The sequence below is a fragment of the Pseudoalteromonas sp. PPB1 genome (assembly GCF_015356275.1).
Lineage (GTDB): Bacteria > Pseudomonadota > Gammaproteobacteria > Enterobacterales > Alteromonadaceae > Pseudoalteromonas > Pseudoalteromonas rubra_D.
The window spans coordinates 63,935-88,450 of sequence record NZ_JACEQV010000007.1 but is presented as its reverse complement, the minus strand read 5'-3'; the positions used below and the strand labels follow the sequence as shown (position 1 = coordinate 88,450).

The following is a 24,516-nucleotide window of genomic DNA, read 5'->3' as shown; positions in this document are numbered from 1 at the left end:
ATGTAGAAGAATTGGACCTAATTAATAAACTAATCTAATTTAGGCAAGTTGTGCTGTCTGATTATTCCATAAACGTTCGGGCAGAAGCGGATTCAAGGTGATAATAGATCTCAATGACAACGCTGTCATTTTATCTTTTTCATCATTACTTTGTCCAGTATATTTGTGTGACAAATTTGCGAAGAAGCCTTTAAACTCGGTGTTGTAGGGCATTTCATCACTGCAAAACAAGTACTTAAACTGAGTAACGGGAATGAAAATTTGTCACTACCCTTTCTTTTTAATTTAGATATGCATCATCGCCAATTAAATGATGAGGCTCATGTAGCGCTTTCACAGAGGAATGTGCCTTGATTACAAACGGGCAGACGTGCTTAAAACAAATGAGCAATGTACCACCCTATTTGATTCGCTTCCTGCACTGTGCCATTAAGGGCAACAAAAAAGCCCGGTCGAATTACTCGCCGGGCTTCTCAAAACACAATAATAACTGCGTTGAATTATTTACTCAGATCAAGCATTAGCTTATTCAGACGAGCAACGAACCCTGCCGGGTCTTTCAGACTGCCGCGCTCTGCAAGCAATGCCTGATCTAACAGTACCTCTGACCATTGAGCAAACTTATCTTCATCCTGCTCAACGTTCAGATGTTTAACCAGTTGATGCTCCGGGTTAAGTTCAAAAATTGGCTTAGACTCAGGTGCAGACTGACCAATTGATTCCATCAGCTTTTGCATTTGTGAGCTCATGTCGTGGTCATCAACAACCACACAAGCCGGAGAATCTGTCAGACGGTGCGTAAAGCGTACTTCTTTTACTTTATCACCCAGCGCTTCTTTGATGCGCTCAACCAAACCTTCTACCTGCTTCTCGCTCTCTTCCTGCGCTTTTTTACTTTCTTCGTCTTCCATATCACCCAGGTCTAAATCACCACGAGTAATTGACTGGAATGATTTCTCAGCAAACTCTGTCAGGTGGCTCATCATCCACTCGTCAACGCGATCTGACAGCAACAGTACTTCAATGCCTTTCTTACGGAAGATCTCGAGGTGCGGTGAGCTCTTCGCAGCTTCAAAGCTGTCTGCCACCACGTAGTAAATTTTGTCCTGACCTTCAGTCATACGCTCGATATACTGCTCCAGTGATACATTTTGCACACTCTCGTCAGTATGTGTCGAGCTGAAACGCAGTAGTTTAGCAATCGCTTCTTTATTTGCTGCATCTTCAGCCGGGCCTTCTTTGATAACCTGGCCGAACTCATTCCAGAAAGTCTGGTAGTCTTCTGCTTTATTCTTACCCATGCGATCAAGCATCTTCAGGATACGTGATGTACAGCCCTTACGGATTGCCTGAGTAACTTTGTTGTCTTGCAAGATTTCACGAGATACGTTCAGTGGAAGATCGTTAGAATCCAACAGACCTTTTACAAAACGTAGATAGCTTGGCATAAACTGCTCAGCGTCATCCATAATGAATACACGTTGTACGTACAACTTCAGACCTGTCTGACGGTCACGGTTCCACATGTCGAAAGGTGCTTTTTTAGGAATGTACAGCAAGCTGGTGTATTCCGTTTTACCTTCTACTTTGTTGTGTGCCCAGGTCAGTGGTTCTTCCCAGTCATGGCCAACATGCTTATAAAACTCTTTATATTCTTCTTCGCTAATCTCAGACTTATCGCGCGTCCACAACGCCGTAGCACGGTTTATCCCTTCCCATTCACCAGGATGAGCTTCAATTTTCTCGCCGTCCGGCCCTTCAGATTCAGGTACTGGCGCTTTGAACATTTCAACCGGGATAGAGATATGATCAGAATACTTAGTCACGATTGAACGCAGGCGGAAGTCATCGGCAAACTCCAGCTCTTCATCACGCAGGTGCAAAATAATTTCTGTACCACGCTCTGCTTTTTCGATATCTGCCAGCGTGTATTCACCCTCGCCTTTTGACTGCCACTCAACGGCCTGCGCTTCACCCGCTTTGCGCGTACGCACTGTCACTTCGTCGGCAACGATAAACGCTGAGTAGAAACCCACACCAAATTGACCGATCAACTGAGAGTCTTTTGCCTCATCACCGGTCAGGTTTTTAAAGAATTCAGCAGTGCCTGACTTTGCAATGGTACCCAAAGAGCTGATCACTTCGTCGCGGGTCATACCAATACCATTGTCAGAAATGGTCACTGTTTTTGCGTCTTTGTCGGCACTGATACGTACACGCAGGTCGGCGTCCCCTTCATACAGGTCACCGTTTTGCAGCGCTAAGAAGCGCAGCTTATCAGCGGCATCCGACGCATTGGATACCAGCTCACGTAAAAAGATCTCTTTGTTTGAGTATAAGCTGTGGATCATCAGCTGTAGTAGTTGCTTAGTGTTGGCACTAAATGAATGATTTTCTTTGGTATTTTCGGTAGTCATTTGGTACACCCTAACTTATTTGGTACACAATAGTAGTACATAGTTAATCAGTTAACTTGCGTTATGCTGAGGTATATTGTGCTGGGGAGATATTTTTCAAGAGTGATAAAGTAAAAAAATTGCGAATTGTATATATTCGGAGCAAGGAGAAAGCCCTCTCGGGCATTCATTAAATCGCTTTTCTGCCGCTAAACGCATGCATCAAAGTCATACCATCGACGAGTTCCAGCTCACCCCCAACAGGCATACCGTGTGCGATCCGCGAGGCCGTCACATTGTGTTGATGACACATTTCACCAATAAAATGAGCTGTGGCCTCTCCTTCAACCGTCGGATTGGTTGCCAGGATCACTTCATTGATGTTGCCATTGCTGAGCGTTTTTTCCAGAACATCCATACCAATTTCGTTTGGACCAATCCCATCTAACGGTGACAAGTGCCCCATCAAAACAAAATACAACCCCTGGTACTGACCAGTTTGTTCAATTGCCAGTACATCGCTCGGGGATTCAACCACACATAACAACCCGGTATCCTGACGTTTAACGTTGCTGCAGATATCACATACCGGAGTTTCTGAAAATGTTCGGCAAGACTCACAATGACCAATCTTATCCATCGCCTGTAACAGACTCTGGCCTAACTGAGTGCCGCCACTACGGTCTCTTTCAAGCAGATGAAAGGCGATCCTTTGTGCTGATTTAGGTCCAATGCCGGGTAAACAACGCAAGGCTTCAACCAAAGCGGAAAGTGAGGGGGATAATTGCATAATAAAGCGTTCTTAAATTTGCTGACAGCGTTGCACAATGGTAACCAGACACTCGATGACATAACACCAGTACGACGGCTATCTATGACACTGTTCATTGTCGTTCAATGGTAGCCATCTTACTATGCCTGGCACAGTAGCGACAAGCCTAAGATAAATCACGAATTAGGTATCACAGCACGTTAGGTAAAAAGAAAAAGGCGGGCAATCGGAGAAGATTGGATCTCATGGGTAAGAGTGAATACCCGCCTGAAGGACGCAAATTGTCTCTTTAATTCGTGCCAATTAACTCTTAGCAACCAGCTCTTTACTTACCTGATCGATACCTACTTCGCTGATCCGAGACGTAATTTCTTTTTGCTTTGCGCTAAGCAATGAGATGCTCTCAGCAACCAGATCATAGACCTGCCACTCTCCGGCTTTGTTTTTGCGAAACTTGAATACAATGTCGATGGTTGGGGCATTGGGCTCAACTATCTCAGACTTAACTGAGGCAAATTTACTGTCGGCACTGACAACCGGTTCAATAAAATTGACCTGCTGACCTTTATAGCTCATCAGCGCATTTGCATACGTGTTTGCCAGATACTGCTCGACGGCATCGATAAACGTCACCGCCTGCTCGCGCTTTATCTCACGGACATGTTTACCCAACAGCTTAAAAGACACATATTTAATGTCGATATGCGGCATCAACTGTTCCCGTACCAATTTTTTCAGCTCAGCTTTCTTGTGCGCTTCTTCCAGGGTATTTAGCTTGCTGATATCCACAAACAGTTGATCACCAACCGACTTGATCAAGCCATAAGGATCGCTTTGTGTATCCGTCGCAGCAACGCTTTGTAGGCTGCCAAACGCCAGCAATGCCACCAGCATAAGTTGCAGTAGTTTTTTCATGATCCGCTCCGTTCTATGTTAATGAAGCTAGTTTAGCGCTAACTTTGCAGATGAAAAATACACAAATTAGCACCATATTAGTGCCACTTTGGCATCAATTGAATTTTCTATTAAAATCAAACACCTAGTTTTTTGGTGTCAAAAAGGCATCAATTAGTTTCTATTTGATGCCTTTTTAAAAGCAACGGACATCCAGACAATAAGGATATTCAATTCTACTGGGTTTGATTTCATTATGATCAGAGCAATTCTATTTCTGCTGTCACTACTTACTATTATTACTGCACCTGTATACGCGCAGCAGCATGGTTATGCCGTTCACTATATTCATGGCGAAGGCAGTGTCGACGGGATCAAATTAGCTTACCAATATCATCCGGAGCTGGACTTACCACAAGCCTGGCGTCACTTTGATGTACACTTCGAAAGCAGTATCAACTTCTGGCAGTATGGGGAAGAGAACCATCATGATGGCAATTTTGTTCTGGCGGTTTCCCCCGTGATCCGCTATCCATTCACGACCTTTAACGGTCACCCGGTGGCTCTAGAATTTGGCATTGGCCTGGCCTTACTGGATGATACCCAGTTTGCAGGTAAAGACGTCAGTACCCATTACCAGTTTGAAGACAGATTAGGGCTGGTGTATCAGATGGACAAAGCCAATGTTGCTATCCGCTATATGCATTACTCCAATGCAGGATTTAAAAGCCCCAACCCCGGGCTGGATTTTCTCTCCCTGTCCTACTCAGCGTATTTTTAAGCAATTTATGCCCTGCACTGTTCACTGGGCTGTAGCTCAAATAGCGAAAATGGGATGGTTCAATCATCTGATCCCTACGAAGAAAAGTCGCTACGAATTAACTTTATCAACCAGGGTTAGTTACCACTGACCCGAATGTGCCTTCTGGTTCCCCATATTAGAGCCAGCCAACCTTGACAAACAGGCAGTTTATTCTAACCTCCAAAGATTAGAGTAAGTTAGTTGCTGACCATGTCATATCAGCGTTTTGATAGAGAAACACGTCATTGGCGCACTACAATCAGTAGGCTCAGGGAGACTTATGACCAGTAAACTCCCCGGCCAAACGTCAACAGCGTTCTTGCTATCATCCATTCTACTCATCAGTTCGCACAGCGCAGCACAAGATGATGAACTTGATACACTAATGGAGCTGAGCTTAGAAGACTTGCTCGATGTCACCGTGTCATCCGCTTCCGGTATTGAAGAAACACTGCGTGATGCTCCTGCGGCTATGGTGATCATTACTGCAGCAGATATCAGGCAACGCGGTTATACCAGCATTGATGAAGTGATCCTTGATCTTCCCGGGTTTGATAGCACAGTCACCAATGGTAATGGTGGCGTTATCACCTATCAGCGCGGCTATCGTACCCCGCTCACCCAGCGCACGTTAATGCTGGTCAATGGTATAGTCGATAATCACTTGTGGTATCACGAAGCCACCTTGTCAAAAAATTATCCATTGTCGAATATAGCGCGGATAGAAGTGCTGTATGGCCCGGTAGGTGCAGTGTACGGCCCCAATGCATTTCTGGGGATCATAAACCTGGTTACGTCCAATGCCCAAGAGACACATGAGAGTAATGATTTTTTTAAAGTGAATATTCAGTCTGGCAGCTATGACACACAAAGTGTTGATATTGCCGCGGGCGGCAACCATAGCAACCTGACCTATAATCTGTCAGCTAAATACTACTCGAGTGACGAAGCCGACATAGATGATCTGGCGCCCTGGGGGTTTGTCAGTAACGAACTATTGAGCAACCGCGATATCTGGGGACCTGTCATCTATGACACTGCCCTGTCCGCTAATTGCGAGGCGGATGGCTGTCCCCACAGCTCTAAATACAATGAGTTTGGTGCCTATCACGACCCACAACGGGAATGGGGCATTCTTGCCGATGTCGGGTTCAAAAACCTGACCTTAGGGATCATAGAATGGGATATGCGCCATGGCTGGGGTCCGCAATATCCTCATGACAGAGCGCAGCCAGCGGCGCAGTGGTATCGAAACTCTGAACAATATTACCTGCGACACACGAGCGCAATTAAAAATAACTTACAGGTAGATACCCTGCTGCTGAGCAGAAAAAGTGGCAATGGCGGTTACTGGGTCGAATCCTTCCCCGGCTCTACCGCTTTGACCGGTCCGGATGTGGTATCAACACTGACCATTTCACACTGGCGAACAAGTAATAAGAGCTGGCTGTTTAAGCAAGACTACGAGTTTGATTACTCTGAGCAGTTAAAGCTCAGCGGCGGCATTAAATTTGAGGATAAAGAACTCACCAAAGCTTACGACGCCTGCGGCTATTTTCCCGAAACCTTTTGCTCATCAGATACGCCTGAGACCGCCGGTGACGGGGTTGCGAGCAATAGGGACAGCACCATCAACATTCAGCCAGATACACTCAGTCGGATGCCAGACGAAAACCTCGCCAGTCTGACCGACAGAGGCGCATACATTCAGGCCATCTGGAATATCAATGACTGGCGGGTCAACGCCGGTGTAAGATACGACAAGAATAGTCTGTACGGCAGTACCACTAACCCCAGAGCTTCCGCAATTTATTTTCTCTCAGATAAATCAACCATTAAGATGCTGTACGGCACGGCTTTTCAGGAACCAGCCCCGATACAACTGTGGGGAGGCTGGAGCGGCCGCTCTGCCAACCCAGACCTGAAACCAGAAAAAGCCGAGAATTTTGAGTTCATCTATATGTATCAGCAGGACAACTGGCTGCATGACCTATCCTTGTTTACCGCCAGATACGACGACGTTGTGAAAGAAGAAGCAGAAAACGCCGGAAAGCGCAGCACCTATGGGCTGGAATATCGAGGTAAATTTGAGTTCAGTAACTTTATCCCAGGCGCTGCCAATATCTCCGGTTATCTGTATTACACCCATACAAAAACCAAAAGCAGTGTCAGTTACGACCACACACTGGATCTGTGGGTTGGTCAGGGGATAGAAAATTGTCAGAACATCGCCCAGAGCCACACATTATCTTATGATCCTTGCCAGGATATGGATGCAGAGCTGGGAGATATAGCTCCACACAAAGTTAGTGCCGGGCTAAATGTACCAGTCAATGAAGCACTCAATGTCAACGTCAGAGCCAACTGGGTTTCAAGTAAACCGCTGTATTTGAGAAATACACTGCGCGCTAAAGACAGAAAAAATGACGCCTATTTAACACTAGATGCCAACATCATTTATCGGTACGAATCGATTGAAGTCGCGTTTAAGGTAAAAAATCTCTTTAATGAAATCTATTACCATTCCGGCGCAGAAGCCGCCGCAAGTGGCGATGATTTTGAGCAGCGTTCGCAAGGCTGGGCCAACTCCCTGATCCCTCAGCCCAAACGCAGCTTTATGCTATCTGTGAATATGCAGTTTTAGATAGCTCCTGACATTAAAAATCTGTCTAACCAACGGCTTTACCACAACACGCGGTCCCAGCCCCCTTTTGCACGAAACTACTATTAGCCTTATTGAGTAAATAGAACAAAGAATGTGCTATGCGTATACACTATTTAAGGAGCATTAAGTACTGAGGCTTGGGTGCGCCCGTGTAAGTAGGGATATTAGCGCAGGTCATTGTCCCGCCCTGTTCGTCGTACATTAAAGTTACCTGCAAATCGTTTGTTAAAGAGGTAGTTGCCAGTGAAGTCCATAAGGAACAGGTTACAACACTGACCTCAGGTGTGCCTGCGGTATTACATATTCTTGTATAGTGATTTCTCCAACTACCATTAATGATGACATTATTGCTTGCATCAATATATATTGGTGATTTTACCATTACACCAGATATTCTTCGCCATCACATTCGCTGAAGCAAATGCAACCAACAACCATAGAATCATACTTCTCATCGTTTCATCCTCGCTCAAGATCGCACCAATCGGAACACTATATTTAGCAAATACACAAGCACACTAAGTGCCTGTCTCTTTCTATCAATATAGTACTTACTGCAACCGCACGAAGACGATTTATAGAATACAGAGAATAAAACTGGGCCCGCGATCCCCAAGCACTACTTCTATGTAAGCTAAGCCAGTAGTCGAGTCGAAATTTGATAAACAGGTGGCTTTTGGAAACCGAAAAGTGGCCTGGAATTCCCCTATAAACAGTTCCTGATTAGAATTTTTACTAACAGAAAACACTTTAACGAGGTGCAATACTTTGCTGTTCGAATGCATGAAATTGTTACCCGGTCACTAACTCAAGTCTCTGGATAAACTGAAAGTATCCAGTATTTCCATCAGGAGCCTGTCATAAGCATTTTCGCCTTTTGAATTTCAATTATTACCGTTCCTCTGATAGGGTGCTGTTCATTCTCGCAGAACTGTCTATAAGACAAGGACAAGGCACTTGGTATGCCACCTGTGTAGCTAATCGAATCTATCTCGAAGTCGCCTGAAATTTCGTTGCATCCTCGATCGGCACCAGATACTTCCAAACCCGCTTGTACGCCCTCTTGGAAAGGATGTCGGTGGACATTTTTGTAATGCTTAGCCTCAAATCGCTCCCCCTCAGGGGCTGCAATAGAGAATGACCAGCTCTCACCCTCTAATTCCATGTGCAAGACAAGCTCATCTTCAGTCCAAGTCTCGATGCTTATTTTTTCGGTTCCAGTGGTGAAGACATAATCCTTACCATCAGATATGTACTCACCAGAATTACCCAAGATAGCTATTGTGGCGAACTCAATTTCAATCGAGTCGCCTAAGTTTGCGTTAGTTGATGCTTCATTGTTTGGGTATGTTTCTTGTAGTAGATGTAAATCAGTTGATTTGGCCGAACCCCAAACCCTATCGACCATTACACGAGTGTCACTGTGCGTCCTATGAAAAGAATAACCAGGCCCAAAATCTGCGAAAGACACGGCAGCTTTTGTCCGTTCATCTAGTTGCGGGGATTGTATCGAGCGGATAATCTGCTCAAGTGATACAGCACTATTTGATGGCCATTGACGCGCTCCCAAGACGAGACGGCGTGCCAGAGGACCAATATTATATGAAAGACTGGGATTAAGAGGGTGAGTGACGGTGCGAACAGTGCCTCCCGGTTGCACCGAGAAAACAACCGGGTTGACTCCTCGAAATTGGTTCATGAACTTTAAATGAGCAGAGACATCTTTGAGGTTTTGTTTGGCCTTATCCGATAAAAGCGATACACCAGCTAAATCCACGGCGCTGCCTTCATAGCATGCGTCAATCAATAATGTGTAAGGAAGACCAAGTTCTATCAATTTATCGTTCAAACTTCCCACGTAAATAAGTTGATTGGCTAAGGCTTCTATATCAAAGGAATTTATCCTACCAGGGAGTTCGACATTCCCAGGTTGAAGGAAGTAGTTCCAAGCAATGCCTTCCCCAAAACCGTGCCCCACGTAGTAAACAATAAGGTATTCATTCTGACCTTTCGTGTCGATCTTTCGTTTAAGAGAATTCAGCACATTGAAAACGTCATCCTTACTGACGATACGACGGTTATCAGAGCGCAGCAAAGTGGATGAAGCCAACCCTAAGTGTTTATCGAGTAGAGAATGAACAACCATTGCTGAAACGTGAGCACCACTGAAATCGACGAGGGCTGCAGCATCACGCTCCTTGTCACCCCTGGACTTATCAACATAATGACCGTTACTGACTAAGAGTAAGTGAACCTTATCGAATTGTGCACTTGTCGCCCATGCCGGCCAAAAACAAAAATAGAAGCATACAAGTAGGGCAAAGAACCTAAAATTTTTGTGCATCTACCGCCTCATCTATATGGGTTTTACTCAGAGAAATTATTCGCTCTATACGCAACTTAATCTTGTTAGCCGAGATGCGACTTTTCTCTAAATCCCGCAAATCGTCTTTCAACTTAACCAGTTCAGACTTTACGGACTCGTTTTCCACCAAAATTAGTAAACCCCAATAAGCCTCCGAAAATGATTTCAGAGATTCCGACGATATCTTTTTGTCGATATCAATTTCCGCTGCAATGCTTCCGAGAGTAACCGCCAGTGCCTTGTAGCTTTCACGACGTTCATCCCACAGCTTGCGTTGGTACTCAACCTTAGAACGCATGTTGATAAGAGCTTGTTCTTTCTCAATCGATTCGTTCAAACCATGGATGTATATGACCACGCCAGATATGACGCTGAATCCAGCAATCACTGTACTAACTATGCTAATCCGAAAATTCAGGAGCTCCGCTCGTTCCATGCTCTGTCCCTCAAGGAATATGAATCATGATGATGTCAATTGTAGCGTTCTGCTTAGACCCATCCTCACGAATCACCAACTCTTCCTCTTCCAGCCCTAAATAATTTGTCTTTTTCGAGTAAACTAGCCGATATTTCTGTCCATTATAAAAGATGAACTTATCTATCCCGTCAGCCTCAGTATGAAAAGGATATTGACTGATTTCGACTTTAGCATTGTTGCAAAAGCGTATAGTCAGTGTACCGCTGATATCAAAAATATATTGAAGACCCTCTGTGCATTTACTTGAAGTTCCCAGGTCGATATCAAACGCCTGCACTTGCCAAATTTTCTCAGATGATCCAGCAAGCTCGTTAATAATTGAATCTGCTTTAGCGTTTACAGAGACGATTGGAATTAAGGCTAAAGAAAACATAGAAATATTTTTCATTAATACTTTATTTAGCATGCTGCCCTCGCTGTCTTTGTCCTTTTAACTCTACTTAGAGTAAACATAACTCCAACTAAAACGGCCATTAATAGTCGCAAAAAATAAGTGCGCCCTTAAAGAAAGAAGCCAAGGGTATATTGTCCGATTGAATGTCTTGTTAAAACTATTTGTCAGATACGGCGTAAATCAACTTACACACACCACTATCTGTAGTTCTTACCCAAATCGGATGTTCTGTTGTGTGAGCGGTTAGCAAAAGTGAATACACAGAGTCATAATTCTTAGAGCTCGGATCTAGTTTAATGTATCCATTACTACCAGCGTCACATGATAATTTTGACTCATCTCCAGAAGTGCTTATTGTCGTACCGCCATCAGACTCAACAACGATTCTTGTAACTTTAACCCCAGTACAACTCACACCACTACATGTAGCTAAAGCATTACCTGAAAAAATTAATGGTAAAAGAAAACAAACACAATATCGCATGCTAACTCCAAAGTTATGACAGCGTTTTAGCGTAGATGTCGTTCAAACACCTGCCCCCAAACCTTTCCACTCACAACAACCTACACCTTTGTAATATTTGATATCCGATTGGTTGCACTGCCTCTTCCTTGCTGTTCGCATATTCTATTCCCCTCAATCCTTTGAGTACTATTTGAATAAATGTAGACGGTGTACCTTCCGTACGCCAGTTAAGGGTGAAGTTACATTCTCTTGTCAGCCGCCTTGTCTAAAATCGACCTCAGCCTCATTGATAAGTGTAAAATACCCCTCCTTATCTTCAAGTTGAAGCGATATTGAGATATAAACAGTTTCCCCGTCTTCAGGCTCTTCGTTAAAGCCCGCACCAATTGAGAAAGATAGCTTTTGATGTACTTCTTGTGATAGTAAGTTTTGTGTTTTCTGGAAGTTATTGACTGCAAGTTCTGAAAGTCTGAATGTGTATTCTGTTTTTGCAGGTTCGGACGAAAAAAAGCCTTCTTGCGCAGCTATCTTATCCCGTTTTACAAGAATGAGTGGAAATGTAAAATTACTATGCCCTCTTTCATTCACTAAACTGAGGCTTAGATTAATTTTTTCCATGTTTAACGTAAAAGGCTCTGACAACCAAATTTTCGAGCGAATTTGCGAAGGGTTTAGCGCGGCAAAACTTTGTTCATCAAAGTTGCGATATTTAAGCATTGTCGAGATCGGAATGCTCGAGCAGCCAAACAAAAATAGTGCTACAAATACAAAAAAAAGCTTTTTCATTATCTTTCCTTGATTGATAACTAGCGGCTTGTTCTAAGGATCCCCGATATATTTACTTTTCAATTCAATATGATAGCTTTACATAACATTGCTTCTTCTAATTTATTTCGCAAAAAATTCACCATATAGAAACCCCTGCGAGATACCACCATCCTATACGGTATACCTAGAAAAGCTGAATTTATCAGAGGCATCCACCCGTAAATTCACAGACCAATATAGACAGGGATAATATAGAAATGCAAGACAATTGGACCCTGCGCTCTTCTACTCTTCCAGTACACCCCGTGAATGCTCAATAACTTACCCTCGATCCAATCTCGCCGATATAAATATGACTCGCCTGTTACACGGTCTGTGTCACACAAAAATGTCCGGCAAACACGCCGGGATATACAGTGATGATATCTAGTACCGGTTAAGCTGACCAGCTTCTTCCTTGCAGTTGGCATAGTCTATTAGCCTCAACCCTTTGAGCACGTTCTAAGCGTAGACATCGTTGCAAAAGTACGCCATTTTTAGGAGGGTATCGCCTGCTTTCCTCTGCATAAACATCCTATGTGTTAATGCTTCAACCAGCAGAAGATAAAAGTGTGGCGAGTCTTTTTCCGCCGAGCTGGCCTGTTGTTTTTAGTTTGTAGTAATGTAAGCATGTCTCAAATCTTCTGAGGCAGTTGCAAGTGAACAACTACCGGTACCACCTAGTGTTATTTGTTGTTTACCTATTTGAGCTGCTAACAAGATTGATAGCATATTTTTGCCTTCAGGAGTCGTAGCATCAAAACTGAACTTCCATGCTTGTGTACCACATGTTTGATTACTAACGTTCCCATTTACTTGAATTTGGCATAATGGAGAAACGTGCTTTGTATGGCAAACCACTTGTTTAATGGTACCCGTAAAACTTGCTCCAGCCAGTGAATGGAAAGGCAATAAAATAAAAAGTGAAAAAAGTGACAGTTTTTTCATTTGTACTCCCCAAAAAAATAATAACCTATTGGCTTTATATGGGCCAATTCCGGTCACCAAAGCCATTCAAAACATAATTAAAAACAGTGTAACCCTAAAAATAAAAATAGCCACCTCATAGAATTTTTTTCAAAGGCATAGGCTGGCACATAGATACTTGAGCGTTCTCGCATCATAAGACTGAACAGTGCCATAAAACATCAATAACATATGGTTACCTGGATTTGAGCAACAAAACCAGATAACATTTGTACCTTTTAAAGATGCTATCCATATGAAAATTATGCGTCACTTTTCATTGTCGTCGCTAAATCATTGTCGGACGCTTGTTTCACTCACTTTAAAATAATAAGGGATATAGATTTTGAAACGCAGAGATTTTATAACTAGCGTAGCTGCGATTGCTGGTACAGGGGGAATGCTAGGCTTAAAAGCCCATGCTACTGAGTTACAGACTGGTACCTACGATACCTCTCAGATTGTAAATGTCATTGACTTCGGTGCAACAGGTGATGGCAAAACGAATGATACAGAAGCAATGAGAGCGGCACATGCAACCGGAAGGATTGTCTATTATCCCGCGGGTGAATATAGATTTACATCTCTTGAAATGCGAACGGGAGGGATCATAGGTGAAGGCAAGAATACGATCCTCACCTGTACTGATTCTGTAGAGCAACACGCAATTACGCACACTCTTGAGGATCCTGACAGCGTACTCATTAACGAAAGAGGCGCGCTGTTTAGAGATTTTTTACTTCGCTATGAAAATGAACAAAAAAATGGCATCGGTATTAACCTCACGCCATCAAAATTATCTGATGGTAACCCAGTTGAAAATTATACTTCTTATATATCAAATGTAACTATACGAAATTTCTCAACCTGTATCAAAACGTCGCTTGTTTCTTATATGAATATTGAAAATTGCTATTTCGTCAACTTTCGAGATTTCGGTATTCACTCTGACATGAATAATGAAACATTTGCCGACAACGGTGATAATGGCTTTATAAACAATTACTTTTTTACTTCACCAAAATATTCGAATGCGATTTGTGTAAGATACAAAGCTGGCGGGCTTCGCTTTATTGGTAACAAAGTAAATGGTGGGTTAATTGGTGTCGATATCAGCCCCAATCAAAGCTCTTCTGTCGTATTAATTAATAGTAACAGTATAGAGAACCAAACAAATACAGGCATACGCTTTTTTGTTTATCCTGAAGATACAGCTGCTCGGGAGTTTGGTCGAATCGTTATCGCCAACAATCAGCTTAATCTCGCCGCTACCGATGGCTCCGCGATATCAATCAATTCACAGGTAAACGATTTCAAGCTAAACGACGTCAACATTACTGGAAATACGATTTATGCGGCCAGAACATCCGCAAACCTCATCGACTTACGAGGAGTTGATCGCTTTAATGTGGTTGCTAACCAATGTTATGCGCACGCAGCTGCCTCCAGCGGTGTTTACGTCCATGCAAATTGCAGCAATGGTAATGTTGAAGCCAACTCAATTATGGGCACAGCTTTGGGAGAAGTGATTAACTACAGCGACACAGTGACGGTTAATGGCATTAAAGTAAAGGTTACGGAGCGCATCCAGCTACCAGCGCTTTTGGCAGGTGAGAGATATGAAGGACAAATCAGTATCCGACAGGCCGACTTCAGCGATGAGTGTATTGTGTTATGGAATATTGATGGCCAGGGGCTTGACCTAAAAGCTTGGGTTTCCAGCCCCGGACAAGTCAAATACCGAATTGCAAACTCAACAGCGAATGACTTTGCCTCAACTGAGGTCGCTCAAACATTTGTAATCAGGCGAGTTTAGCCCCCTGAAAGACGTCACCCAAAATCACTTTGGGTGACTTTAGTTCCTGTCAGTTTAAAGGCGAGTCATGCATCAGTTCTTAACCATTATGCTCACAGCTAAAGGGTAGTCGTTTGTACACCCGTTGACATAGAACTTTAAGGTTCTGGAAGTGCCCATAGCAAAAAGTAAACTAGATAAAGCTCTACCTGCCATCTTTTCGCCTCTAAATACAATGAACTCTTTTTTACTACATTGAAGCTGGTTAGCAAATGTAAACCTAGATTTGTGTCTGACATAGAGCCCTTCATCAGCAAAAGAAAAAGCATTCTTTTGAATTAATTCATACTGCAATAGGTCATTTTTTTCAAAGCACAATATGAACAGCTGTTCACCTCAGGAAAGCCAAAAAAGTTACCCTGGTTACCTGTGTTAGTGAGATGGTCGTTACCTTGAACTCGAGGCTTAGAGACGGGATAATGTGAGAAGCGCCAATTGCTGAAATTTGGTTATTGACGCCATAGTCATTAGACTCCGTCCTTCCTGCAATGCTTATTGCCAGCTAGCTTTTATGATTGGAGCCATACAGTTATGAACAATACTACAGTGATCAATATTGATTTGACAAAAGGTGTTTTGCAGGTTTGCGTGTACGTAAACCATTAGGTGCGTTCGAACGCAGAAGTGACACCGCGAGCATTTACATCCTGGGTTACTACTCGGTCCCCTTCTATCATCATAATTGAGACATGTGCGACGTCCAGTTATTGGCAGACGCTCGCTCGTAGTTACAATCACCCGGTGTTTTTACGGCTTTGCTTTAATGCACCGAAAACTGCCACCAACAACATGGGTAGTACCGTGAAGTCTAGCACGAACGCTAACGGCCAAAATGCCTTGTATGGCCCAAACCACAATCCCAGAAACAATAAAATTGCACCAACATAGGGCACAAATGAAGTGCTACCATTTCTAAAAATAGCGGAGAAGTACGCATACCAATTACTGAGGCCTATAAAAGCACCCAGAATAATCAAACTTAGAAGGAGTAAGGAGTTCATTTAAATCTTCATTTTCAGACAAGACACATAGCGATCGCTTAGCCAACTCAAAATATCAGACTAAATTAGCAACAACAAAACGCAAGCCTTCTGTTTTACCCCTGTAGGTTGCAGCGCTTTTGATAGCCAAATTAGACCAAGTTTTTTTATTGATCTCTGACGCCACAACCATTCCCGTATAAGGCCCAATTACTAAACCGCTTACGCTGAGTACCTAAACAACTTTACTTTTTTAGGCGCCTGTTATGTACCAATTACTCGGAGGTTTCAAACTCAAAGCCGCCTACCTTTTTGGCGACCAAGTTGTAAACCCAACAAAACAAGCGCTGCATAAAGTAAAACATAACCCCATAAAATACGGGTGCAAAAGCGAAAAATAAAAATGGAAAGTTTGGGATTTGTTCTCCATTGTTGGTCTTCATTTCTGGAGTCATTAAGAAGAAAAGTATGGATATAAAGCTAAACGGCAACATTAAAATTGCTAACGTAATTGCGAACACTTTGCTTGTCTGATGACCAGATATATTTGTGATTTGAATTTTCATAGTAGCCTGTTTCCCCTTTGTATATGACGCCCGTACCTGAGAAACCTCAGATATTTGTGTTCCGAATCAATAACAGCATTGATTGCTCGAACAGGTAAACCTATACATTGCAATCTAGCATGCAGCTCTGATAATTGGCCTGTCATAAGAGACTGTTTATCTTTGCATACATAAAAAGATACGTAGCAAGCCATAATAATAAAATTACTAAAGCAAAGTAGCCAGCCTGCTCCTTTGAATTTTTGAAGGAAAAAACAAACCATATAAAACTAACCAGTATGCTAATTACGAAAAGAGACAGTACATTGAAAGCAAAGGTTATAGCACAAGGTCCATCCCCTGTCTGACCATCTGATAAACACCCATAAATTGACATTATCGCCACTACTGAAAGAATAAAATTTATAATTATCAGAACTTTAAATTTAAGATAAGTACGGCTCGACATATTCTTTACTTACAATGCACCATATGGAATAGGAGAATGATTAGCTAAAAATAGGTAAGATATGAGCCACCCAGCTTTACTAGCCCACATGTTGATGTATGTACTAAGTTTCAATGTACTTACAACAAGTCTGGAATGAAAAATCTTCATTTTCAGCAACCCCCTCGTTGTTAAACTCAACGGAAATGCTTCCAGACACCTTGAAACTACCATCCTGGTTTTTATAAATATTTAACTCTTTAACATCACACCAATTATGAACGCAGCCGATATATACAGATCCTTCAGCCTCTGTATAAGCGGAATGACTCAAATTCACGCCATCCAAATTAGAAGGGTCAGTTAAATCCAATTCATACCAATCTAGAACGATTTCAGTTTTAGTTGGTTGCACATCACAATCAAGGCCAGAATCAAACGCAGCAAGAGGGAGTATTACTCTATGAAAAAGAGTCTTTGATAACCCGATGTTCTTATTTTCAAACCAATATGACTCAATAACTCCATTCTCGACTCGTGTTTTACTTTGCAAATCAATCTTCATCAAAGCTTCCTTGTAACATAACTACTTACCCGACGCCAAAATGTCGGAATGCAATCCGACAAAAAAAGGGCTTTATAACTAATTCCATAGTCCCACGGAATAAACCCAAAGTAAACATAAGGTTGCGGTTACCAAAGACAGGTGTTTTTTAAAAGTTGGACAAAATGGAGCGTAACAACATACTCGGACAAAAATTAAAAAAGCCCGACTATCAGGCCGGGCTTTACAACTCATAAATATCATTTCGGTTTAATCGCGCGTAATGCGGATCACCGGGCGTTGCTGGCAGGTTTTGCCCAACAGGCAACTCAGTGCATCGCGTACGGTATCAACACTAAAGTCGAGCAATTTAACCTCAGGAGCCTTAATTCGGCCATTGCTCACATCATCGAGCAGCTGTCGGCCCATAAAACACAAATGCTGCTGGGCACACAAACTATTGGCCATCCAGGCACCGGCGACTGAGACTACCCCAATATTAGGCGCTTTCTCAAAGAGGAGCTCTTCGGGAATGGTGCCAAATCCATTCAGGCAGGCAATCCGGCCACAGAACCTAAGATGACGCAGGTCATTCAAAAAGGAGTCGCCGCCTTGTGTATTCAGGATACAGTCAAAACCACCTGGTCCCATTTCTCGCTTGATCTGTTCGCATACTGACTCAGATTCGCAATCGAACACCCAGTCTGCACCAAGTTTATTCAGTCTCTTGTGGTGTTCTTTCTGTGCAAAAGCAAACACCTGAGCACCGCGCTGTTTGGCATATTGCACTGCAAAGTGAGCTACGGCACCCTGCGCGCTGTTTATGGCCAGTGAGTCGCCGTCCTGCACCTGCATTTTATCCAGTGCAAGCAGTGCTGCCATCCCCGCATTGGGTAAGGACACTGCTACTTCGCCGCTCATGCCATCCGGTACTTCCGACACGGCGTGGCTGGGTACAACTGCGTACTCTTTGAGCATCCCCTGCTCTGCCAGACTGGCATTAAACAACACCCGACTGCCTTTAGGCGGAAATACCCCTTTAGCAGCTGAGACCACAGTTCCGACGGCATCCAGTCCCAAAACGTGAGGATACTGCCACTGGCAAAATCCGTCTTTTGCCATCCGTGCATCCAGGTGATTCAGTGCCACATAATCAATGGCAACCAGTAACTCGTTGTCTCCCGGCACTGGCATAGCGTGCTCTGCCATCGCTAAGTCAAACTCGGCGCCACATTGACGCAGTTCCAGCGCTCGCATGGTGGATTTTTCGACTGACATGAGTGGTTTTCTCCGCTTTTCGGCCATTTTGAGGCCTGGTTGCCCATAATTTTAACTTTCCGATTATGGGCAAAACTTCGCAATTGTTGCTATTAAACCATCTTGGTCTCTGTCAAACAACTCAATGTTGTGACAGGTGTTTAAATCCTGTTAACTACTCTTTCTCTATAACAGGCTCGTTCGCACTGTCCTTTGAGCCATCGTTTAAGGTAAGCAGGCGGTAGAACACTGGCGTAAATAGCAAGCCAAATACCGTTACTCCAATCATACCAAAGAACACTGCATTACCCATTGCCTGACGCATCTCAGCACCTGCCCCTGACGCCAGTACCAGAGGGACTACACCAGCTGTGAACGCAATTGAGGTCATCAGGATAGGACGCAGTCGTAAGCGACACGCTTCCATAATGGCTTCCAGATGGGTCGCCCCGGTTTTATGCTTATCGCGGGCAAATTCAACCATCAGAATCGCGTTCTTCGAGGCCAGTGCCACCAGTACAATCAACGCAATCTGGGTGAAGATATTATTGTCACCACCAAGCATGTAGACACCCGCCAGTGCAGAGAATATCGTCATTGGCACTATCAAGATGATGGCAAGCGGTAAACGCAGACTCTCATATTGTGCGGCCAGTACCATGAAGACCAACACCACAACCAGAGGGAACACATACACCATGGTATTGCCCGCCAGGATCTGCTGATAGGTTACCTCAGTCCACTCATAACTGATCCCTTCCGGTAAACTCTCGGCCAGTACAGTTTCAATCGCTTCTTTGGCCTGATCTGAGCTGTAACCCGGCGCTGGACTGCCGTTCAGTTCAGCCGTCATATAACCGTTATAGTGCATTACCCGATCCGGACCTGTGGTGGGTGTCACCGTAACTACCGAGCCCAGCGGTACCATATTGCCAGCGGCATTGCGTACTTTCAGGTTGTTGATCTGTGACTGCTTAGCACGAAACTCAGCGTCGGCCTGTGCTTTTACCTGGTAAGTGCGACCAAACAGGTTAAAGTCATTCACATATACAGAGCCCAAATAAACCTGCAGTGCACTGAACACTTCATCCAGCGGAATACCTTGCAATAACGCCTGCTCACGGTCAACGTTAATGTCCATCTGTGGTACCTGGATACGGAAGCTGGAGTACAGCCCCGTCAGTGCCGGATGTTGCTGAGCCTGACCAATGGTATTCTGAAGTGCCGCAAACAAGGCTTCGAACCCTTTATTGCCTCTGTCCTGAAGCTGCAGCTTAAAGCCACCTGTGGTACCCAGACCAAGAATTGGTGGCGGCGGGAAGACCGCAACAAAAGCTTCATCAATTTCAGCAAAACGCATATTCAGCTGCATCGCAATCGCGTGGGCCGAGAGGCTGGGATCCTGACGTTCCGAGAAATCAGCCAGTGGCGTAAACACGATGCCGCTGTTGGTGCTGTTAGTAAAGCCATTTACCGACAGACCCGGGAATGCCACAGTATGGGCAACACCTGGTACTTCCAGCGCAATCGCCTGCATTTGTCTGACAACGGCTTCTGTTCTGTCCAGACTGGCGGCATCTGGCAGTTGTGCTACCGCAACCAGATATTGCTTATCTTGCTGAGGAATAAAGCCACCCGGCACTGAGTTAAACAGACCAACCGTTGACCCAACCAGGCCTAAGTAAACCACACCCACGACAACGCTCATGCGGATCAGTTTTTGTACCAGCTTCTCGTAACCTTGTGCACCTTTGTCGAACATGCGATTGAACGGTTTGAACAACCAGGCACCAAACAGTTTGTCCAGTACACGAGTCAGACCATCTTTAGGCGCATCATGCGACTTCAACAACAAGGCTGAAAGCGCAGGCGACAAGGTCAGTGAGTTAAAGGCAGAGATCAAGGTTGAGATCGTGATGGTCAGAGCAAACTGCTTGTAGAACTGACCCGACAGTCCGGTAATGAATGCCGTCGGAATAAAGACCGCACACAGTACAAAGGCAATCGCGATAATTGGACCGGTTACTTCGGTCATGGCAATTTTAGTTGCCTCGAACGGACTGTATCCGTCAGCAATATTACGTTCTACGTTTTCAACCACCACAATGGCGTCGTCCACAACAATACCGATGGCCAGTACCAGACCAAACAATGACAGCGTATTAATAGACACGCCCAGCATCTGCATTACGGCGAAGGTACCAATCAGTGACACCGGCACAGCAATTAATGGGATGATTGACGCACGCCAGGTTTGCAAAAATACCACCACAACCACAACAACCAGCAGGATGGCTTCTAGCAAGGTCTGAATAACCGCATCAATTGAGCCGCGCACGAATACAGTCGGGTCATAGGCAATTTCGTAGGTCATGCCCGTCGGGAAGTCTTTAGACAGACGTGCCATTGTCGCACGTACGTTATCTGACAAGGCAATGGCATTAGAGCCCGGGCGCTGGAAGACAGGCATGGCCAGCGCAGGCTGATTGTCCAGCATGGCGCGTAGCGCATAGTTTTCCTGACCCAGTTCAACGCGGGCAATATCCTTTAAGCGTGTGATCTGGCCCTGCTCGCCCACTTTAATGATCACTTCTTCAAATTCATCAATCTGAGTTAAGCGACCTTTTACGTTTAACAATACCTGAAACTGGTTTTCATCCGGTGAAGGTTGAGCCCCCAGAGAGCCTGCTGCTACCTGTTGGTTTTGCGCACGTAATGCGCTGATCACATCACCTGCTGTCAAGTTGCGGGCAGCCAGCGCATCGGGGTTTAACCACACACGCATAGAGTATTTAGCACCACCAAATAGTTGCAGATCGCCTACTTCTGGCAAACGCTTCAGCTCATCTTTAATATAGATGTCCGCATAGTTGGCCATGTAAGAGGTATCCTGCTGACCATCCGGAGAAACCAAGTGGACCACCAACGCCAGGTTAGGTGATGACTTTTGTGCTGTCACACCCAGCCGCTGAACTTCCTGCGGCAGGCGAGGCAAGGCGTTATTCACGCGGTTTTGCACCTGAACTTGTGCCTGGTCCAGATCGGTACCCAAGGCAAACGTCACAGTCAAAGTTAAACGACCATCGCTGGTTGCCTGAGATGAATGGTACAACATGTTTTCGAGGCCATTCAGTTCTTGCTCAAGGGGCGTTGCAACAGTCTGACCAATAACTTTGGGGTTTGCGCCCGGGTAGCTGGCATTCACCACAACCGTGGGTGGCACTACTTCCGGATACTCACTGACCGGCAACTGAAACAGTGAAATAGCACCGGTGATCACAAACACCAGCGAGAGCATGGCCGCAAAAATCGGCCTGCTGATAAAAAAGTGAGAAAAGTTCATAACGGCCTCTTAGTTTGCAGCGCTGAGCTGAATGTCGCGCTGTGCAATCACAAGACGGGTGTCATCCAGGTTGAGCGTGACCATATTTGGCGTAATTGGCATACCCGGGCCGACACGAGCAGGGCCATTGGCCGCCACTTTATCCCCATCTTCCAGGCCTGATTTAATCGCGCGGAATGCACCATAGCGCTCGCCCAACTCCACCAGGCGATATTGCAAGGTGTTGTTAGCATCAACGGTCAACACAAAGCGGTTTTTCAGATCAGTGCCAATGGCACGCTCAGGCACTAACGGCATTGTGGTCGCATCGGCGGCGCCTAAAGAAATTCGAGCAAACGCACCCGGCTTAAGACCATGCTGCTGCGCATCAAATACTGCGCGAACACCTAACGTACCGGTATTCGGGTTAATTTCATTGTCGATAAAATCGACCACGCCAGGTACAGATGCGCCACCATTAATACGCTGCAATTGCACCGTGACCGCATCGGTAGCATCAACACCGGCAAATTTGTCGCTCCAGGTGCGTTCGTCCACATCAAAATAAGCATAGATCTGCTGATCTGACACTATGGTTGCCAGTGTGGTTTCGCCCGCACTCACATAGTTACCTTTGGTCACGATAGCACGAGATACAACCCCGCTGATCGGCGCTTCAACCTGACTAAACTCCAGATCCAGACGCGCTTTTTTCAGTTGCGCCGCAATGGCATCACGATTAGCTTGTGCCTGACGCAATGTCGCCGCACGCTGCTCAGCCAGCTCGGTTGACATGGCTTTCTCAGCCACCAGCTGCTTAGCACGACGCGCTTCACTTTTGGCCTGCATCAGGGCTGCATCGGCACTCACCAGTTGTGCATTCAGGGTTTCAACCTGCACCTCAAACGGACGAGGATCGAGTCTGAACAGGATCTGACCTTTCTCAATCCGCTCACCTTCTTTGAATGTCATCTGCTCCACCTGGCCAGACACACGCGGCTTAAGCACAACCCGCTCTGGTGCCTGCAAACGCGTAGTAAAGGTATGCCAGGACTGGACCGGCGCCATTTTGACCTGTGCCACATCAATGGTCAGTGGCGGTGGCTGCTGCCCTTCCTGTGCGCTTGGCTGACTACAACCACTAAGCACTAAAGCAAGTGCGACCGCACTGAGTGTATAGCTAATTTTATTCATGACATTCTCCGACAGTATGAGTTGATATGATGGTACGAAGAATTACCGTGAAGAAAAATGGTAGTTTTTTAAAAACATTAGTGCCAGAATGGCACCAATAAACTTTTCTTTGTGTTGAAAGGACAGATTATGGATACCACCAGCCGCTTGATTATGTTGCTCGAAGTTGTTGAGCAGGGGTCATTTTCTAAGGCCGCTGAACTGAGAAATATAGACCGTTCAGTGATCTCCAAACAAATAGGCAAGCTCGAAGAAGAGCTGGGGGTTCGACTCCTGAATCGCACCACCCGATCCTTTTCCCTGACTGCGGCCGGTGCTGAAATGGTAAAAAAGGCAGCAGATCTGCGCTTGTTATTGCAAGATACCGTGCAACTGGCTGAAAACTATCACCAGGAGCCCAGAGGGTTATTGCGCATTACCGCATCGAGTTATATTGGCCAACATTACCTGATGCCAGTCATCAATGACTTCCAGAAGCGCTTTCCTCAGGTCAGTGTTGAGATACGCATGGATGATCGGGTCGTTGATATGATCTCTGAAGGGTATGATCTGGCCTTTCGGGTTGGTGAGCCACGTGACTCGTCTCTGGTTGCCCGCAAGATAGCCCGAAACAAAATGCTGATCCTGGCAACACAGCGCTTTATCGACACCTATGGCGAGCCCAAAACCATGGCTGATCTGGCCGACTTACCTGCGGCTTCCTACAGCAGCTCCCATTTGCGCTTTGAGTCCATCAGCTATATCGACGAAAATGGCAAGCCTCAGGAACAGCCCATTACACCTGTGTTTCGCTCCAATGATGCCGAAGCCCTGATGTCCAAAGTGTTATCACATACCGCATTTTTTACCGCACCGGCCTTCTTTTTTGCCGATGGTGTCGATACCGATCAGCTGGTCCCGATGCTGACGCATGTCAACCTGCCCGACTACAGCGCGGTGTATGCCGTCTATCCACACCGGGATCTGCCGGTCAGAACCCGATTATTTTTGGATGCTGCACGGCACTATATCGGCGAGCATAAACCGCGCTGGGAGCTGAATATTCCCGGTATTGATCAGCTTTACCAAGCTAACAATAAATAATTGCACTGTATGGGTATATTTATACTCATACAAAATATTCAATAATGACAACGATAAAATAACAGTCATAATGACATTCTGTGCGCTGTGAAGCGCAAAAACTCGAGAGAAAGAGCGTTTTTCAGGTTTAACTCAACTCCGCGTACATCAATAATGTTATTTCACAAAGAGTCACACATACACACCATCAGAACAGAGAAAGCCTATACTTTTCATAGTAATACAGTTTAAAACAGGATGTTTTCCGAGATGTTAACACCCAAACTAAAGTCATTTGTTAGCC

General features: G+C 44.9%; 18 protein-coding genes. 5 read left to right on the top strand and 13 right to left on the bottom strand.

Annotation, left to right across the window (positions count from 1 at the left end; all coding sequences use genetic code 11):
• Positions 1–500 precede the first annotated feature (500 nt).
• The 3 genes from htpG to IY568_RS09095 form a co-directional block, all read right to left on the bottom strand.
• Entirely contained in the window at positions 501–2,417 is a 1,917-nt protein-coding gene (gene htpG, locus IY568_RS09105; RefSeq protein ID WP_194867380.1) for a molecular chaperone HtpG, read from the bottom strand.
• A 169-nt stretch (positions 2,418–2,586) separates the two neighbouring features.
• Positions 2,587–3,186, bottom strand: coding sequence for a recombination mediator RecR (recR, locus tag IY568_RS09100; RefSeq protein ID WP_125563929.1), 600 nt, complete (start codon positions 3,184–3,186; stop codon positions 2,587–2,589).
• Between the two features lie 285 nt (positions 3,187–3,471).
• On the bottom strand, positions 3,472–4,083 hold the full coding sequence (locus tag IY568_RS09095) for an MlaC/ttg2D family ABC transporter substrate-binding protein (protein WP_138539583.1): 612 nt from the start codon (positions 4,081–4,083) through the stop codon (positions 3,472–3,474).
• 235 nt (positions 4,084–4,318) lie between these two features.
• Between IY568_RS09095 and IY568_RS09090 the strand changes: the two genes are divergently transcribed.
• Entirely contained in the window at positions 4,319–4,843 is a 525-nt protein-coding gene (locus IY568_RS09090) for an acyloxyacyl hydrolase (protein WP_125563925.1), read from the top strand.
• A gap of 301 nt (positions 4,844–5,144) precedes the next feature.
• On the top strand, positions 5,145–7,508 hold the full coding sequence (locus IY568_RS09085) for a TonB-dependent receptor plug domain-containing protein (RefSeq protein ID WP_194867379.1): 2,364 nt from the start codon (positions 5,145–5,147) through the stop codon (positions 7,506–7,508).
• A gap of 868 nt (positions 7,509–8,376) precedes the next feature.
• Here IY568_RS09085 and IY568_RS09080 read toward each other — a convergent pair.
• From IY568_RS09080 to IY568_RS09070, 3 genes are read right to left on the bottom strand one after another with little or no spacing between them, the layout of a single operon-like run.
• Positions 8,377–9,873: a hypothetical protein gene (locus IY568_RS09080; protein ID WP_194867378.1), complete on the bottom strand. Its 1,497-nt coding sequence runs from the start codon at positions 9,871–9,873 to the stop codon at positions 8,377–8,379.
• A complete protein-coding gene (locus IY568_RS09075; RefSeq protein ID WP_194867377.1) occupies positions 9,857–10,330 on the bottom strand; it encodes a hypothetical protein in 474 nt (157 codons plus the stop codon). The genes IY568_RS09080 and IY568_RS09075 overlap by 17 nt, the downstream gene beginning before the upstream one ends.
• 10 nt (positions 10,331–10,340) lie before the next feature.
• Positions 10,341–10,778 (bottom strand): hypothetical protein, encoded by a 438-nt coding sequence (locus IY568_RS09070; RefSeq protein ID WP_194867376.1) that lies wholly within the window; start codon positions 10,776–10,778, stop codon positions 10,341–10,343.
• Between the two features lie 284 nt (positions 10,779–11,062).
• Here IY568_RS09070 and IY568_RS09065 point away from each other — a divergent pair, with 284 nt between their 5' ends.
• Entirely contained in the window at positions 11,063–11,269 is a 207-nt protein-coding gene (locus IY568_RS09065) for a hypothetical protein (protein WP_194867375.1), read from the top strand.
• Positions 11,270–11,484: 215 nt separating this feature from the next.
• Here IY568_RS09065 and IY568_RS09060 read toward each other — a convergent pair whose 3' ends face one another.
• Together IY568_RS09060 and IY568_RS09055 are read right to left on the bottom strand one after the other, a co-directional pair.
• Positions 11,485–12,018, bottom strand: a complete 534-nt coding sequence (locus tag IY568_RS09060) for a hypothetical protein (protein WP_194867374.1) — start codon at positions 12,016–12,018, stop codon at positions 11,485–11,487.
• A 630-nt stretch (positions 12,019–12,648) separates the two neighbouring features.
• Positions 12,649–12,987, bottom strand: a complete 339-nt coding sequence (locus IY568_RS09055) for a hypothetical protein (protein ID WP_194867373.1) — start codon at positions 12,985–12,987, stop codon at positions 12,649–12,651.
• 364 nt (positions 12,988–13,351) lie between these two features.
• Between IY568_RS09055 and IY568_RS09050 the strand changes: the two genes are divergently transcribed.
• Positions 13,352–14,821 carry a glycosyl hydrolase family 28-related protein gene (locus IY568_RS09050; RefSeq protein ID WP_194867372.1) on the top strand — a complete coding sequence of 490 codons (1,470 nt, stop codon included), beginning with the start codon at positions 13,352–13,354 and terminating at the stop codon, positions 14,819–14,821.
• A 1,294-nt stretch (positions 14,822–16,115) separates the two neighbouring features.
• Here IY568_RS09050 and IY568_RS09045 read toward each other — a convergent pair.
• The 5 genes from IY568_RS09045 to IY568_RS09025 form a co-directional block, all read right to left on the bottom strand.
• On the bottom strand, positions 16,116–16,406 hold the full coding sequence (locus IY568_RS09045) for a hypothetical protein (protein WP_194867371.1): 291 nt from the start codon (positions 16,404–16,406) through the stop codon (positions 16,116–16,118).
• Positions 16,407–16,957: 551 nt separating this feature from the next.
• A complete protein-coding gene (locus IY568_RS09040; RefSeq protein ID WP_125561589.1) occupies positions 16,958–17,398 on the bottom strand; it encodes a hypothetical protein in 441 nt (146 codons plus the stop codon).
• Between the two features lie 249 nt (positions 17,399–17,647).
• On the bottom strand, positions 17,648–18,655 hold the full coding sequence (locus IY568_RS09035) for a zinc-binding dehydrogenase (RefSeq protein WP_125561591.1): 1,008 nt from the start codon (positions 18,653–18,655) through the stop codon (positions 17,648–17,650).
• A gap of 154 nt (positions 18,656–18,809) precedes the next feature.
• Positions 18,810–21,977 carry an efflux RND transporter permease subunit gene (locus tag IY568_RS09030; RefSeq protein ID WP_194867370.1) on the bottom strand — a complete coding sequence of 1,056 codons (3,168 nt, stop codon included), beginning with the start codon at positions 21,975–21,977 and terminating at the stop codon, positions 18,810–18,812.
• Positions 21,978–21,986: 9 nt separating this feature from the next.
• Positions 21,987–23,150 (bottom strand): efflux RND transporter periplasmic adaptor subunit, encoded by a 1,164-nt coding sequence (locus IY568_RS09025; protein ID WP_138539595.1) that lies wholly within the window; start codon positions 23,148–23,150, stop codon positions 21,987–21,989.
• A 129-nt stretch (positions 23,151–23,279) separates the two neighbouring features.
• On the opposite strand from IY568_RS09025, the gene IY568_RS09020 reads away from it, so the two are divergent.
• Positions 23,280–24,233, top strand: a complete 954-nt coding sequence (locus IY568_RS09020; protein ID WP_010381740.1) for a LysR family transcriptional regulator — start codon at positions 23,280–23,282, stop codon at positions 24,231–24,233.
• Positions 24,234–24,516: the final 283 nt, after the last annotated feature.

Bases quoted from the DNA above. Each gene is read 5' to 3' on its own strand.
- htpG (WP_194867380.1), bottom strand. From the start codon at position 2,417: ATGACTACCGAAAATACCAAAGAAAATCATTCATTTAGTGCCAACACT.
- recR (WP_125563929.1), bottom strand. From the start codon at position 3,186: ATGCAATTATCCCCCTCACTTTCCGCTTTGGTTGAAGCCTTGCGTTGT.
- IY568_RS09095 (WP_138539583.1), bottom strand. From the start codon at position 4,083: ATGAAAAAACTACTGCAACTTATGCTGGTGGCATTGCTGGCGTTTGGC.
- IY568_RS09090 (WP_125563925.1), top strand. From the start codon at position 4,319: ATGATCAGAGCAATTCTATTTCTGCTGTCACTACTTACTATTATTACT.
- IY568_RS09085 (WP_194867379.1), top strand. From the start codon at position 5,145: ATGACCAGTAAACTCCCCGGCCAAACGTCAACAGCGTTCTTGCTATCA.
- IY568_RS09080 (WP_194867378.1), bottom strand. From the start codon at position 9,873: ATGCACAAAAATTTTAGGTTCTTTGCCCTACTTGTATGCTTCTATTTT.
- IY568_RS09075 (WP_194867377.1), bottom strand. From the start codon at position 10,330: ATGGAACGAGCGGAGCTCCTGAATTTTCGGATTAGCATAGTTAGTACA.
- IY568_RS09070 (WP_194867376.1), bottom strand. From the start codon at position 10,778: ATGCTAAATAAAGTATTAATGAAAAATATTTCTATGTTTTCTTTAGCC.
- IY568_RS09065 (WP_194867375.1), top strand. From the start codon at position 11,063: ATGTATCCATTACTACCAGCGTCACATGATAATTTTGACTCATCTCCA.
- IY568_RS09060 (WP_194867374.1), bottom strand. From the start codon at position 12,018: ATGAAAAAGCTTTTTTTTGTATTTGTAGCACTATTTTTGTTTGGCTGC.
- IY568_RS09055 (WP_194867373.1), bottom strand. From the start codon at position 12,987: ATGAAAAAACTGTCACTTTTTTCACTTTTTATTTTATTGCCTTTCCAT.
- IY568_RS09045 (WP_194867371.1), bottom strand. From the start codon at position 16,406: ATGAAAATTCAAATCACAAATATATCTGGTCATCAGACAAGCAAAGTG.
- IY568_RS09040 (WP_125561589.1), bottom strand. From the start codon at position 17,398: ATGAAGATTGATTTGCAAAGTAAAACACGAGTCGAGAATGGAGTTATT.
- IY568_RS09035 (WP_125561591.1), bottom strand. From the start codon at position 18,655: ATGTCAGTCGAAAAATCCACCATGCGAGCGCTGGAACTGCGTCAATGT.
- IY568_RS09030 (WP_194867370.1), bottom strand. From the start codon at position 21,977: ATGAACTTTTCTCACTTTTTTATCAGCAGGCCGATTTTTGCGGCCATG.
- IY568_RS09025 (WP_138539595.1), bottom strand. From the start codon at position 23,150: ATGAATAAAATTAGCTATACACTCAGTGCGGTCGCACTTGCTTTAGTG.
- IY568_RS09020 (WP_010381740.1), top strand. From the start codon at position 23,280: ATGGATACCACCAGCCGCTTGATTATGTTGCTCGAAGTTGTTGAGCAG.